The organism is Streptomyces sp. JNUCC 64 (genome assembly GCF_054484115.1).
Genome location: NZ_CM137015.1, coordinates 7,451,948 through 7,465,470 on the forward strand (window position 1 = coordinate 7,451,948; position 13,523 = coordinate 7,465,470).

General features: G+C 74.0%; 13 protein-coding genes and 1 pseudogene. 4 read left to right on the plus strand and 10 right to left on the minus strand.

Annotated elements, in window-relative coordinates:
* Positions 1-17: 17 nt before the first annotated feature.
* Positions 18-971 (minus strand): homocysteine S-methyltransferase, encoded by a 954-nt coding sequence (gene mmuM, locus ACVWNX_RS30770; protein ID WP_454411461.1) that lies wholly within the window; start codon positions 969-971, stop codon positions 18-20.
* Between the two features lie 32 nt (positions 972-1,003).
* Positions 1,004-2,083: an NADH:flavin oxidoreductase/NADH oxidase gene (locus tag ACVWNX_RS30775; RefSeq protein WP_454411462.1), complete on the minus strand. Its 1,080-nt coding sequence runs from the start codon at positions 2,081-2,083 to the stop codon at positions 1,004-1,006.
* A gap of 179 nt (positions 2,084-2,262) precedes the next feature.
* Between ACVWNX_RS30775 and ACVWNX_RS30780 the strand changes: the two genes are divergently transcribed.
* Complete coding sequence (locus ACVWNX_RS30780) at positions 2,263-2,616, plus strand: ArsR/SmtB family transcription factor (RefSeq protein ID WP_454411463.1); 354 nt, start codon at positions 2,263-2,265, stop codon at positions 2,614-2,616.
* A gap of 99 nt (positions 2,617-2,715) precedes the next feature.
* Here ACVWNX_RS30780 and ACVWNX_RS30785 read toward each other — a convergent pair whose 3' ends face one another.
* Positions 2,716-3,339: a DUF305 domain-containing protein gene (locus ACVWNX_RS30785; protein ID WP_454415003.1), complete on the minus strand. Its 624-nt coding sequence runs from the start codon at positions 3,337-3,339 to the stop codon at positions 2,716-2,718.
* Positions 3,340-3,740: 401 nt separating this feature from the next.
* Here ACVWNX_RS30785 and ACVWNX_RS30790 point away from each other — a divergent pair, with 401 nt between their 5' ends.
* Entirely contained in the window at positions 3,741-5,270 is a 1,530-nt protein-coding gene (locus ACVWNX_RS30790; protein WP_454411464.1) for an LVIVD repeat-containing protein, read from the plus strand.
* A 79-nt stretch (positions 5,271-5,349) separates the two neighbouring features.
* Here the strand turns inward: ACVWNX_RS30790 and ACVWNX_RS30795 are convergent, their stop codons facing one another.
* The 4 genes from ACVWNX_RS30795 to ACVWNX_RS30810 all read right to left on the minus strand — a co-directional run bounded on the left by ACVWNX_RS30795 (position 5,350) and on the right by ACVWNX_RS30810 (position 8,615).
* Entirely contained in the window at positions 5,350-6,036 is a 687-nt protein-coding gene (locus tag ACVWNX_RS30795; RefSeq protein ID WP_454411465.1) for a TetR/AcrR family transcriptional regulator, read from the minus strand.
* Positions 6,037-6,254: 218 nt separating this feature from the next.
* Positions 6,255-6,965: a phosphatase PAP2 family protein gene (locus ACVWNX_RS30800; protein ID WP_454411466.1), complete on the minus strand. Its 711-nt coding sequence runs from the start codon at positions 6,963-6,965 to the stop codon at positions 6,255-6,257.
* Positions 6,966-7,196: 231 nt separating this feature from the next.
* Complete coding sequence (locus ACVWNX_RS30805; RefSeq protein WP_454411467.1) at positions 7,197-8,135, minus strand: M56 family metallopeptidase; 939 nt, start codon at positions 8,133-8,135, stop codon at positions 7,197-7,199.
* Positions 8,136-8,240: 105 nt separating this feature from the next.
* The gene (locus ACVWNX_RS30810; protein WP_454411468.1) at positions 8,241-8,615 is read right to left on the minus strand and encodes a VOC family protein; all 375 of its coding nucleotides are present in this window, start codon (positions 8,613-8,615) and stop codon (positions 8,241-8,243) included.
* Positions 8,616-8,706: 91 nt separating this feature from the next.
* Between ACVWNX_RS30810 and ACVWNX_RS30815 the strand changes: the two are divergent.
* A pseudogene (locus tag ACVWNX_RS30815) lies at positions 8,707-8,876 on the plus strand (alpha/beta hydrolase); the annotation flags it as partial.
* Between the two features lie 164 nt (positions 8,877-9,040).
* On the opposite strand, the gene ACVWNX_RS30820 reads toward ACVWNX_RS30815, so the two are convergent.
* The 3 genes from ACVWNX_RS30820 to ACVWNX_RS30830 form a co-directional block, all read right to left on the minus strand.
* Entirely contained in the window at positions 9,041-9,682 is a 642-nt protein-coding gene (locus ACVWNX_RS30820) for a DUF5134 domain-containing protein (protein WP_454411469.1), read from the minus strand.
* A gap of 204 nt (positions 9,683-9,886) precedes the next feature.
* Positions 9,887-10,471, minus strand: coding sequence for a WhiB family transcriptional regulator (locus tag ACVWNX_RS30825; RefSeq protein WP_454411470.1), 585 nt, complete (start codon positions 10,469-10,471; stop codon positions 9,887-9,889).
* 466 nt (positions 10,472-10,937) lie between these two features.
* Positions 10,938-11,624 carry a glycerophosphodiester phosphodiesterase gene (locus tag ACVWNX_RS30830; RefSeq protein ID WP_454411471.1) on the minus strand — a complete coding sequence of 229 codons (687 nt, stop codon included), beginning with the start codon at positions 11,622-11,624 and terminating at the stop codon, positions 10,938-10,940.
* Between the two features lie 456 nt (positions 11,625-12,080).
* Between ACVWNX_RS30830 and ACVWNX_RS30835 the strand changes: the two genes are divergently transcribed.
* Positions 12,081-13,499: a DUF6421 family protein gene (locus tag ACVWNX_RS30835; protein ID WP_454411472.1), complete on the plus strand. Its 1,419-nt coding sequence runs from the start codon at positions 12,081-12,083 to the stop codon at positions 13,497-13,499.
* Positions 13,500-13,523 lie beyond the last annotated feature (24 nt).

Here is a 13,523-nt window from a genome sequence, read left to right on the forward strand (position 1 = left end):
GGACGGTTGACGGATCGTCAGCGCGAGCGGGTCGCGGCCACCCTGGCCGCGACCCCGGCGATGGCCCCCGGCCCCACCCGGCAGCAGCCGCCCACCAGCCGGGCCCCGGACGCCAGCCAGCCGTCCACCCGCGCCGCCTCGAACCGGTCCGGACCCGTCCACGCCCTTCGCGCCCCGTCCCAGCGCTCCCCGCTGTTGGGGTAGACCACCACCGGCTTGCCGGTGATCCGCGCGGCCAGCGCCACCGCCCGGTCCGCGTCCCCGGGGTCGCAGCAGTTCACGCCCACCGCGATCACCTCGTCCGCCCCGGCGGCCACCGCGAACGCCTCCGCGAGCGGCTGCCCGGCACGGGTGCGGTCCCCGCTGACGTTGTACGACAGCCAGACGGGCACCCCGAGCCCCCGGACCGCGCGGACCAGGGCCCGGGCCTCGTCCACGTCGGGCACCGTCTCCAGGGCGAGCGCGTCGGGCCCCGCCGAGGCGAGGACCTCCAGCCGGGGCCGGTGGAACCGCTCCAGCTCCGCGACCGTCAGCCCGTAGCGCCCCCGGTACTCCGAACCGTCCGCCAGCATCGCCCCGTAGGGCCCCACCGAGGCCGCCACCCAGCGAGGTCCTCCGCCGGGCACCCCGCGCGCCGCCTCCCGGGCCAGGGCGACGCTCGACCGCAGCAGCTCCGCCGCCCCCGCCCGGTCCGTCCCGTGCCGGGCGAACCCCTGGAACGTCGCCTGGTAACTGGCGGTGACCGCCACGTCCGCGCCCGCCGCGAAGTACGCCCGATGGGCCGCGACGACCGCCTCCGGGCGCTCCATGAGCAGCCGCGCCGACCACAGGTCCCCGTCGAGCCGCTCGCCGCCCGCCTCCAGCTGGTTCGACAGCCCGCCGTCCAGCACCAGCGGCCCCCGGGCCAGGGCGGCGGTCAGCGAGGGCGGCGGCGGAGGGGCCCCGGGCGGCCCGTCGGTGGTCTCGTTCACCCTTCGACGCTAACGCCGGGCCGCCCGGGACGTCAGAACGCGCGCAGATACGGGTCCGGCACCACGGCCCGGGCGCCCAGCTCCAGGGCCGCGTGCTGGGCCCACGAGGGGTTGCGCAGCAGTTCCCGGCCGAGCAGCACCGCGTCGGCCTCGCCGCTCGCGACGATCTTCTCGGCCTGCCGGGCCTCGGTGATCAGCCCGACCGCCGCCACCGCCAGCCCCGCCTCGGCCCGTACCCGGGACGCGAACGGCACCTGGTACCCGGGGCCCGTCGGGACGCGGACCCCGGACGCGTTGCCGCCCGAGGAGACGTCGAGCAGGTCCACCCCGTGCTCCCGGAGCAGCCCGGCGAACCGGACCGTGTCGTCGACGGTCCAGCCGCCCTCATCCAGCCAGTCGGTCGCGGAGATCCGGAAGAGCAGCGGCAGTTCGTCGGGCCACACCGCGCGGACCGCGGCGGTGACCTCCAGCGCGAAGCGGGTGCGGCCCTCGAACGACCCCCCGTAGGCGTCGGTGCGGTGGTTGGAGTGCGGGGACAGGAACTCGCCGATCAGATAGCCGTGCGCGCCGTGCACCTCGGCGACCCGGAACCCCGCGGCCAGTGCCCGTCGGGCCGCGTCCGCGAACCGCTCGACCACGGAGGCGATCTCCGCGGTCGTGAGTTCGTGGGGCACGGGGTGGGTGTCGGCGAAGGGCACCGCGCTCGGCCCCACGACGGGCCAGCCGTCGGCCGCCGGGGCGATCGGGGAGCCGCCCCGCCAGGGGGTGTCCGTCGACGCCTTGCGTCCGGCGTGGGCGAGCTGGATCCCCGGGACCGTGCCCCGCTCGGTGAGGAACCGGGTGATCCGGCGGAACGCCTCGGTCTGCGCGTCGTTCCACAGCCCCAGGTCGTAGGGGGAGATGCGGCCCTCGGGGCTCACCGAGGTCGCCTCGGTGAGGATCAGTCCGGTGCCGCCGGTGGCGCGTGCCGCGTAGTGGGCGAAGTGCCAGTCGTCGGGCACTCCGGTGGCGGGCCCCTGGGGGGCGGCGGAGTACTGGCACATGGGGGCCATCCAGACCCGGTTGGGGACGGTCAGCGACCGCAGGGCGAGGGGTTCGAACAGCGCGCTCACGGGGGCTCCTTCGGAAGCCGGGCAGGGGTGTCCCTGATCCGCTCCCCCCGGTGGGCCGGGAGGAGCCGGTGACGGAACGGCTAGTACGATAATCCTCGTAGTACGGTGACTGTCAAACTTCGATGGTCCTCGAACTACCCGCCGTAGACTGGGCCGTGCCGAAACGAGAGGGGGGCGCCGTGACCGCCGCAGCCGTCAGCAGCCGCCGACTCGCGCACCCGAGTCGCGAGGAGATCGACCTGGAGGGCGTGCTGCACGCGCTCGCCGATCCGATGCGTCTGCGGATCGTGCGGGAACTGGCCCGCTCCGGAGCCGAGTTCCCGTGTTCCTACTTCCCGATGCCGGTCAGCAAGTCCACGGCCACCCACCACTTCCGGGTGCTGCGCGAGGCGGGCGTCATCCACCAGTGCTACCGGGGCACCGCGAAGTACAGCGGGCTGCGGAGCGAGGACCTCGAAGCGCTCTTCCCGGGGCTGCTCGTGTCGGTCCTGGCCGCGGCGGACGCGGAGGAGGCCCGCCGTTCCGAGGTCTGACGCATCGTCACTTCAATGACTGACGGAACGTCACAACGCTTGAGGGGGAGGGGAGTCGGCGGTCGCCACCGGCCTCCGGGAGCGACCGCCGCGCATGTCTCAGAGCAGTGCGCTCATCCGGCCGATCTCGGCCGTCTGCTGGGAGAGCACGTCGTTGGCCATCTCCTCCACCCGGACGTCATTGCCCTCCGAGAGCGCGTCGACGGCCATCGACACCGCCCCCTCGTGGTGCGTGATCATCAGCTTCAGGAACAGCTCGTCGAACGCCTTCCCCCTCGCCGCCTTCAACGCCGCGAGCTGCCTCTCGGAGGCCATGCCCGGCATGTCGCCGTGGTCGTGTCCGCTCCCCGAGTGCTCCTTGTCGCCCCCGTTGGTCTTCAGCCAGCCCTCCATGGCGCCGATCTCGGGTCCCTGCGCGGCGGCTATCCGGGCGGCGAGGCGCTTGATCCGGTCAGATCCGGCCCGCTTCGGCACCAGTTCGGTCATCACCAATGCCTGACCATGGTGCTGGATCATCATCCGGGCGTAGGTGAAGTCGGCCGGGTTCGGCTTCTCGTCCACCGCCCGCTTCCTGGCCTCCCCGGCCGAGAGGGTCTCCGCCCCCTCGCCCGGCGCGCCCGGGGCGATCACCGACGGCCCCGAGGCGGGCCGCTTCCCCCCGTCGTCGGAACCCGCCGACTCGCAGCCGGTCAGTGCGAGCGTCAGCGCCGCGCAGAGCGACACGGCGCCGACGGCACCGGCGCGAACCGGCCGGTCCGGTGCGGACGGCCGGCGGAGCCGGGCGCGGCGGTCCGCCGCCGGACGGCGGTCGGCCCCGGGAGCGGCGGCGGGGGTGGGGCGGGGGAGACGGAACAAGACATCCTCCTGCGAAGCGAGGGAACGGCGGGCCCGGGCACGGGACGTGGGGGCGGGGAAGGGCGTCCGGACGACCCCGGGAGGTCGGCGCCGGACGGTGGAGCGGGAGTGACGGGTGTGCCGTTGTCCGTCTTAGCACCCTTTCACGGCCAGTGATCGGAACCCTTTGTGACGATCATGTTGCCCTCTATTGATATGTGCATGAGGAAGACGATACTTCGGGTGTCCGTGAACCGTTCCGACCGTGAACGGCGAAGAGGGAGGACACAGTGACCCTGTCAAACGATCCCCGAACACGGCGCAGACGTCTGGGAGTCGCCGCGGCGGCGGCCGGACTGCTCGCCGCGCTCGTCACCGCCGCGCCTGCGGGGGCGATCCCCGACCCCGGTGACGTCCCGCTGACCCCGGAACGGGTGTCCCAGAGTGACGTCCGGGACACCCGGGCCGCGATAGCCGACGGCGAGATACCCGGCCAGGACGAGATCGTCCACTCGGACAACATCAAGCACTTGGCGAACATCCCCAAGGACGCGCTCCCGGGCACCAACTCGGACCTCGCCTTCCAGGGCAAGTACGCGTTCGCCGGGAACTACGACGGCTTCCGCATCTTCGACATCAGCGACCCGAAGGCGCCGAAGACCGTCTCCCAGGTGCTCTGCCCGGGTTCGCAGAACGACATCTCGGTCTCCGGGAACCTGCTCTTCCTGTCGACCGACTCGTCCCGCAGCGACAACTCCTGCTCCAGCCGCTCCCAGCCCGCCTCCGTGAAGGAGTCGTGGGAGGGCATCAAGGTCTTCGACATCAGCGACAAGAGCAACCCCAAGTACGTCTCCGCCGTGGAGACCGCCTGCGGGTCGCACACCCACACGCTGGTGCCGGACCGCAAGAACGTCTACGTCTACGTCTCCTCCTACGCCCCCAACGCGGCGTTCCCCGACTGCCAGCCCCCGCACGACGGCATCTCGATCGTCAAGGTGCCCAAGAAGGCGCCCGAGAAGGCCGCGCTGATCGGCTTCCCGGTGCTCTTCCCCGGTGACGGCCCCGACGGCGGCGGCAACCCGGGCGGACCCACCAACCCGGGCGTCTCCAAGACGACCGGCTGCCACGACATCACCGTGCTGCCCTCCAAGGACCTCGCGGCGGGCGCCTGCATGGGCGACGGCATCCTCTTCTCCATCAAGGACCCGGAGAACCCGAAGGTCATCGACGTCGTCCAGGACAACGTCAACTTCGCCTTCTGGCACTCCGCGACCTTCAACCAGGACACCAAGAAGGTCGTCTTCACCGACGAGCTCGGCGGGGGCGGCGGCGCCACCTGCAACGCGGCGATCGGCTCCCAGCGCGGCGCCAACGGCATCTACGACATCGTGGGCCGCGGCGACCAGCGCGAACTGGTGTTCCGCAGCTACTTCAAGATCCCCCGCCACCAGGCCGACACCGAGAACTGCGTCGCCCACAACGGATCGCTCATCCCGGTCCGCGGCAAGGACCTGATGGTCCAGGCGTGGTACCAGGGCGGCGTCTCCGTCTGGGACTTCACCGACTCCACCAAGCCGAAGGAGATCGCCTACTTCGAGCGCGGTCCGATCAGCACGACCACCCTGGTCGGCGGCGGATCGTGGTCGGCGTACTACTACAACGGCCACATCTACTCCAACGACCTGGTCAAGGGCTTCGACGTCCTCAAGCTCGACGACCGCCGGACCAACCCCGCCGAGCGGGTCCGGCAGCACGAGCTGAACGTCCAGACCCAGCCGGACTACTTCGACCGGGACGACGACGAGTGGGACGACGACTGATCCGCTCCGGCTGACCCCGGCACCGCGCCGGTGTCCGGTCCCGCCCGCCGGGGCGGGGCCGGACACCGGCCGTCCCGGTTCACCGCCCGTCGGCGTCCGGTCGCGGGCGACCCGCGCCGAAGAGCCCCGAGAAGTCCTCCGCCCGCTCCCGCGCGACCGCCCCCGGCGGCTCCCCGGCGGGTGGTTCCCCCATCTCCCAGGCCAGCCCGTAGCGGCGGAACAGCTCCGCCCGCAGCACCTCCGAGGGCATCGGCGCACCGGGCAGCAGGGCCGCGAAGACCGACCCCATCAGCAGCGCCCGCAGCAGCGGGTAGTCCGCGTCCGGGTCCGGGGACCCGTACTGGACGACCGTCTCGCGCAGCAGCTCGGCGAGCCGCTGCTGTTCCTCGCAGCGGACGAACCCCTCGGCCTGGAGGATGCCCGCCATGTGGGCACGCATCAGGACCGCCCGGTCGCGGGCGAGACCGAGCACCGCGTCGATGGCCCGGGCCAGCCGCTCGTCGCCCCGGTCCGTGCGCGGCTCCCGCTCCAGCGCCTCGGCCAGGGTCAGACGCATCAGCCGGTGCACCGCGGACTGGAGCAACTGGCGCTTGCCGGGGAAGTAGTAGGAGACCAGGCCCCGCGCGGTGCCCGCCCGGTCCGCGATGTCGGAGAGCGTCGTGGCCTCGTAGCCCCGCTCGGCCACCAGCTCCACGGTCGCCCGCAGCAGCCGCTCACGGCTACGCCGTCGCAACTCCTCGTTGACTGCCGCGCTGCGGGGGGCCATCCTGTACTCCTGCGTTGACTGGCTCCCAGCCAATATACTCAGCGGAGTCGGCGGGGCCTTGGTCGGCCCCTGCCGGGCTACCGTCCGCATGGGCGCAGCGGGGGAGCGCCCATGCGGACGACGGCACCGATCCGGCCCGGGCCCAGCGCCCGGGCCGCGGTCTTTTCCCCTCCCGAGCCGGGAACCCCGTGCCGGGGACGCCGGGCGGAGGACGTCCGTCAGCGCGGCCGGTGGGCCCTCCCCCCGAGCTGTGAGCTCCCGTAGCGCCGCTCGTACGCGCCGACGGCCACCACGACGGTCAGCGCGCCCAGCAGCCAGCCCTCCACCACGTCGGACGGCCAGTGCACGCCCAGCCAGATCCGGGTCAGGCCCACCCCCAGCACCGAGACCGCGGCGACGGCCAGCGCCGCGCGGCGCAGCGGCCGGGCGGCCCCGTGGCGGTACAGGGTCCAGAGCACCAGCCCGCAGACCACCGTCGCGGTCATGGCGTGGCCGGAGGGGAACGCGGCGTAGTGCGCCGAGTCCACGGGATCGGGCCACCGGGGCCGGTCCCGTCCCACGGCGGCCTTCAGCGTCTGCTGGAGTGCCACCCCGAGGACACAGGCCCCGACGAGCCACCCGGCGAACCGGTGGTCCCGGTGCCACACCAGCCACCCCACCACCACCGCCAGCAGCAGACGCATCGTCCACGGGTCCCAGAACCAGTCGCTGAGGACGCGGTTGGCATGGGTCAGGCCGGGGTCGGCCACGGCCCAGCGGTGCGTCGTCCGGGAGACCCACGCGTCGGCGTCCAGCAGGGGACCCCAGCGCGCCGCCACCAGGGCGAGCAGCAGGGCGGAGAGACCGGCCAGCACCAGCGCGGCGCGTGGGGCACGCGAGCCGGCCGATGACGGAGGGCTCGGTGAGGAGAGGGGGGACACCGTCTGCATGGGGTGATCCTTCCGGAGACCCCGGCAGGGGGCCAGGGAACTCCCCGGATCCGCCGGACGGCCGGAGGTGATCGGCCGGTCGCCCACCGGTCGGATGGCCGGTTCGCGACGGCCGGTCACGGTGGGGTCGGGGCGCGGGAGAGCGGTGCGGCCGGTGCGCCGGAACGGCGGTCCGGGCGGTGGACGCCCCCCGGACGGTGGTTCAGCGCGGGGCGTGCGGCCGGACGGCGGTCAGCGCAGGGCGTGCAGCCCGGGGACGAAGGCCACCAGCACCGGCACCACCGGCACCAGGGCCGCGGCCGCGGTCAGCCGCAGCCGTCGGGCGGGGGTGAGCCGTCCGGGCGGGGTGAGCAGCCGGTTGACCCGCTGCGGGACGAGGCCGTCCGGGGTCCGGCCGGGACCGAACACGCCCCGGTCCTCGTTCAGTTCCACCAGCGCCAGCGCGGTCGTCAGCCGACCGAAGCGGCGCGAGGCGACGTCGTCGGCCGCCAGCTCGACCAGCCGGTGCATCTCGTCGCGGAACGCGGCGAAGACCGGGACCTGGGGGAAGCCGTTGGCGAGCGCCGAGGAGGAGTGCAGCAGCCAGTCGTGCCGGGCCTGGGCATGACCTTGCTCATGGGCGAGCACGGCGTCGAGCTGACGTCCCTCCAGCCGCCGCAGGGCGGCCGTGGTGATGACGAGCCGGGGCGCCGGACCGGGCAGCCACCAGGCGTCGGGCCGCTCGCCCTCCAGGACGACGAGCCGGTCGGAGCCGGTCTCCTCGCCCGGCAGCAGCGGGGCGCGGACGCGCAGCGCGGCCCGGCTGGCGCGGCGGGAGGCCCGGGCGCGGACGATCTCCCGGGTCAGCATCGCGGCGGTCCACACCCCGCCCCCGGCCAGCAGCAGCGCCGTGGTCGCGGCCCAGGGGCCGGTGGCCGCGCCCAGCGCGTACGCGTCGACGACCGCGCTCGGCGCCGGGGCGAACAGCCGCCCGCGCACCGCCTGCCAGGCCGCCGCCGCGCTCAGGGCCATCGACAGCGCACAGCACAGCAGCACCGCCGCGACCACGCACTGCCAGGCCCACAGCGCCACGACGGGTTCGCGTTCGGGCCAGTCGGCGCGCGCGAGCAGTCGTGGGGCGAGAACAGCGAGCAGGGTGCCGAGCAGCAGCAGTGCCACGGGAACCGTCATGGTCACCAGCCTATTTGCGGTCGGCGACACGGTGGTACGGGTGATCGCCGCAAAGTGACGCAGCACACGTTTCGCCGGGTCGCGCGGCGGTGCGGCGCGCCTCCGTCAAGCGGACGGGGCCGGGACCGGCTGGGTCAGGTTCACCGGGTTGCCGTCGGGGTCCCGGACGTGGGCGACGCGCTGTCCCCACGGCATGTCGTCGGGGCCGCCGTGGACCGAGCCGCCCAGGGCCTCCACGCGGCCGAGCGTCTCGTCGACGTCCTCGACACCGACGCTGAGCAGCATCCGCGCCGCCGCCCCGGTGCCCAGGTCCGTCCTGGCCACCAGCCCGAGGTCGGTGTCACCGATGCGCAAGCCCAGGTAGAAGGCCGGACCTTCCTCCGGCACCCGGAAGATCTCCTCGGCGCCGAACAGCTTGGTGTAGAAGCCGGCCAGGACGTCCGGGTCGGCGGTCAGGATCACTGGCTGGATGGTGGACATGGCACTCCTGTCGGGAACGGTCGTGTCGCCGGGCAGACCGTTCCCGGACGGTGAACTCATCGGTACGGCGGCCCTGCCGGACGGTTCGCGCGTCCTGCTGCGGTGGGACGGCGAGGGAACGGTCGACGGGCCGCCCTGGACCTGTTCGACGCCTTCGAATCCGAGGAGAAGACCCTGTACGCCACCATGGGCGGGCACACCGGCGTCCGCCGGTTCGCGGCGGACGACGCGGCCCGGTTCTTCGTCCGGCACCTGAAGTGACGCCGGACCGTCAGGCCACCGCCGGACGGTGAGGCGGTGCCGACCGCGACGCCGCCCGTCCGGGGCCGGGGCCCGGCCCTCCGGACCACCGGATCTCGGCCCCCCTGGCCCTCCGGACCTCGGCCCCGTCGGACCACAGGTCCGTCGGACTTCCGGCCGGAGGCTCAGAGCGTCGGCAGCATCACGCACATGGCCAGCCCCATCGCGATCCGGCACGCCCGGGTCAGTTCCGGGCGGTGGGTCCAGCCGCTCCGCCCCGTCCCCGCGCCGTCCGCCCGGTCCGCCGGGTCCGGGACGGGGCCCGCAGGCCCGGGGGCCACGGCGGCGACGGGGGTGACGGGCGCGGCGGGGGTCACGGCGGTGACGGGGACCAGACGGGCGCCCGCCCACAGGACGTACACCGCGAAGTACCCGAACAGCGCGCCGGTCAGCAGGGGGATCCCGGCGCCGCCGTGTCCGTGCCCGACGGGCCGTGCCGCCATCGCCACCGCCATGTAGGCCATCGCCCCCGCGCCCACGAGGTGGTGCAGGTGATGGGCCGCGTCCGACCCGTTGCGCGCGTCCCACAGGGCCCGCAGCGCGGTGGCGCCGAACACCGCCGCGCCGACCGCCCAGGCGGCCCGGGGCACCGTGCCCAGCGCGGCGGGCACCGCCATCGCCGCGGTTCCGAAGCCCATCAGGGCCTCGCCGCCCGCCGCGCGGCGCTGCCCCCGGGACCCGGCGCGCGTCCGCAGCAGGCAGTAGACCCCGCTCAGCGCGCCCAGGGTGAGGAGCAGCCAGGTCGCCGTGACCGGTGTGTGCCGCACCGCGCACCTCCCCGCTCGGCGGTGTCAGATGAGGGCTGCCCCGGGGAACGCCGGGGCAAGCGGGCGCGTACGGGCGCACGGAGGCGCGGGGGGTGTGCGGGGGGTGTGAAGGGGCGGGGCCGGTCGCGCGGTCCCGGAGCCGCGCGACCGGTCAGGGCGGGGGTCCTCGGCGCCGCCGCCACGGGCCGGGGACCCCCGGCCGTCTCAGGCCGCCCTGCGGCCGCCCGTCACCCGCTCGGCGGGACCGGTGGCCCCGGCCGTCGCGGGGTCCGGGTTCCGCACCGCGCGGGGGCGGGGGTCCACCCCGGCGGCGCGCAGGAAGTCCGCGGCGGACTGGGCCGCCGAGAGCGAGCGGCGGACCCGGGGCCGGGGGACCGCCGTGGCGAGGCAGATCCGCTCGATCCGCCAGCCGTGCCAGGCGAGTTGCCACACCACGGACCCGAGGTGCTCCGGCGGTACGAGCAGCCGTTCGCCGCTCAGCAGCCGTCGGACGAGGGCGTCGTCGGCGCCGTACAGGGTGCGCAGGGCGCGCCGGAACCTGCGGCGCTCGGCGGGGGTGAGTCCTCCCCACACCCCGTCGGACTCGGAGTGCTCCACCGCGTGCCGCAGGCAGTCGACGCGCACGGCGCAGCCGCCGCAGATGCGCTTGGCCCGTGCGACGGCGTGCTCCTCGCGCGCCGACTCTCCCCGGGGGAAGAACAGTTCGGGTTCATGGCCGATGCAGGCGGCGTCCAGGAAGGTGGTGCCGAGTACGGGAACGCGGTCGCGGGGCGGCCGGGAGGCGGTCATGGCGGTGTCCCTTCGGGCAGGTGGTCTGCCCGGCCTCCGACGGGCCCGCTTCCGGGGGACGTCGCCCGAGGCCGGGCGGCCCGGGGCGCGGGACCGGTCCCAGCGGGGACCGCGCGCACCGGTCCTTCGCTCCCCACAACGGATGGCGGGGCACCCGTGTTCAGCACGGCGGGCGAGGAACTCGTCACGTGCCCGGAGGACTCCACCCCGTGCGCGCCCGCCCCCCCCGTGACACGGTCCGGCGGGCACCCGGCGGCACCCGGCGGCACCCGGCGGCACCCGGCGGCGGGCGGCGGCACCCGGCGGCGGGCGGCGGCACCCGGCGGCGGGCGGCGGCGCGGGGCGGCGGCGCGGGGCGGGGCGTCAGAAGGCGCCCGACGCTCCTGACGCCCCGCCCGATGTCCACGCCGTCCCCGACGCCCTCAGTGTCTCCGGGGTCCCCGACGACGCGGTCGGCCCGGTCGGATCAGCCCGCGTGGGAGGCGGCGGCCCGCTTGATCTCCGGATAGTCGGTGGTCACCCCGTCCAGCCCGAAGGCGCGGGCCAGTCGCAGCTGTTCCGGGGTGTTGACGACCCAACCGATGATCCGCAGATCGGCCGCACGGGCCCGCTCGACCAGTTCGAGGGTGAGCCGTCGGATGTTCAGGACCAGGGTGCCCGCGCCTACGGCGGTCGCCCGGTCCACCACGTCGAGTCCGTACCGGCTGGCCACCAGCGCGGTGCGCACCCCCGGGAGCAGCCGGGAGACCTCGGCGACGGCCTCGTCGTGGAAGGAGAGCACCTCCACGCGCGACAGCAGGTCCCGGTCGCGCAGCACGGCGGCGAGGGAGCGGGCGGCCGCCACGTCCTTGATCTCGGCCTGGAGGGGGGCGCGCACCGCGTCGAGGACCTCTTCGAAGACGGGGACGCGCTCCCCCCGGCCCGCGTCGAGGGCGCGCAGCTCGGCCAGGGTCCGTTCCGCGATGGGACCGCTGCCGTCGGTGGTCCGGTCGACCTCGGCGTCGTGCATGACGACCAGCGCGCCGTCCTTGCTGAGGTGGAGGTCGAGTTCGATGACGTCGAGTCCGGCCTCCTCGGCGGCGACGAAGGACCGCAGGGTGTTCTCGGGCTCCACGCCCATGACTCCGCGGTGGCCGATGGTGAGGAAGTTCACGTGGGGGTACTCGCTTCCGTCGACGGCGGACGGCTCCGCGCGGGAACCGGGTGTGCCGGGCCCCTCCGCCCCTGCCGTCCTGGGCGCTCCGCAGCCTAACCGCCCCGCGCGGGGGCCCGTGGGGGGCGGGAGCCGTCCGGCCCCGGGCCCGGAGCCGGTCCGCCCACCGGTCCCATCCGCCTCGTTCGCCGGGGCGTACACCGACCCTGTCCGCCCCGGTCACCCCGTCCGCCCCGGTCACCGGTCCCGTCCACCGGCGCGGGCCCGTGCAGGACATCCCGCGTCCATGGGGGTGGGGTCCACCCAGGCCCGGAAACACGGAGAGCGACAGGAAGAATCCCGGCGTTACCCCGTCCTCGCCGGATATTTTCCGGCGCCCCCTCTTGAAGTGGGTGTCCTTGCCCGCATACGGTGGTCTTGCGGTCTTGTAGGAAGTTGTCCCGTGGAGGGTGAGAAATGACGGATGTTCTTGTGCAGGTGGGCGCGGAGGGGCGGGTTTCTCCGTCGGAGCGGGTGGTGGAGCATCCGTCCTGGCCCTTGCTCAAGGCCGCCGTCGAGGAGATCAGGACCTGGCAGTCCGCGGACGGTTCGATCGACTTCGACGCCGACCACACCCCCGCCCCGGCCGCCGCCACCGCCGCTGTGGAGCGCGTCGCCGCCGCCGTCGAGGCGCTCTCGCCGCTGCTGGAGCACGACGCCGCGTACCACGCCGCGCTCGTCGCCGATCTGCGCCGCTGGGCCGCCGACGGCTTCCGGGTGCCCGACTTCCTGGACTCGCTGCTGGCCTTCCAGCCCGCCGCCCGCCGCGAGGACGGCCTCCAGCACCTGGTCGTCTTCCCGATGTACACCCAGAACGGCAACCCGGACCGCAACCTCGAAGCGGTCGTGCTGCGCATGGTGTGGCCCGAGTGGCTCGCGGAGCTGGAGCGCACCCGCTACGACAACCCGCTGTTCTGCGGGATCACCTTCGAGGACTTCACCACCGGGTACGACACCAACTCGGCGGTCCTCTTCCCCGAGACCATAGCCGTGCGCGAGGCCCCCGAGCGGTTCACCTGGGGCGGCATCTTCTGCGACCGGGAGGCCGCCCGCTTCCGCCGGGTGACCAGCGCCTCCGTCGACATCCTGGGCCTGGAGCTGCCCGGCGACATCGACGAGATGATCGGCGACCAGGCGCGCTGCGAGGAGGCGTTCGTCCTGTGGGACATGGTCCACGACCGCACCCACAGCCACGGCGACCTGCCGTTCGACCCGTTCATGATCAAGCAGCGCCAGCCGTTCTGGATGTACGGCCTGGAGGAGCTGCGCTGTGACCTCACCGCCTTCAAGGAGGCCGTCCGGCTGGAGGCCGACGGCGTCACCCAGGGCCGTGACGTGCAGTTCGCCGTCCTGTTCGACCGGATGTTCCGCTTCCCCGTGACGGGCGAGCGGGTCCGCAACTACGACGGCCTCGGCGGTCAGCTCCTCTTCGCTTACCTCCACAAGCACGACGTGGTCCGCTGGACGGACAACAAGCTGCACATCGACTGGGAGCGCGCGCCCAAGGTCACCAACCAGCTCTGCGCCGAGATCGAGAAGCTCTACCGGGACGGCATCGACCGCCCCAAGCTCGTCCACTGGTTCGCCGGGTACGAGCTGGTCTCCACCTACCTGGCCCCGCACCCCGGCTCCCGCTGGGCCAAGGGTCCCGACGCCCTCGACCTCACCCTGCCGCCGCGCAAGCTCGTGGACGACGTGCTTCCGGACGAGTTTCCCCTGAGCATGTTCTATGAGGCGCTCGCCAAGAAGCTGAAGAACGTGATCGCCTCGACCAAGGGCATCACCGCCGCCACCCCGGCCACCGGATCCACGGTTTCCGGCGAGGTGGCCGCGTGAGTCCGCAGGACGGCCCGGAGGTGA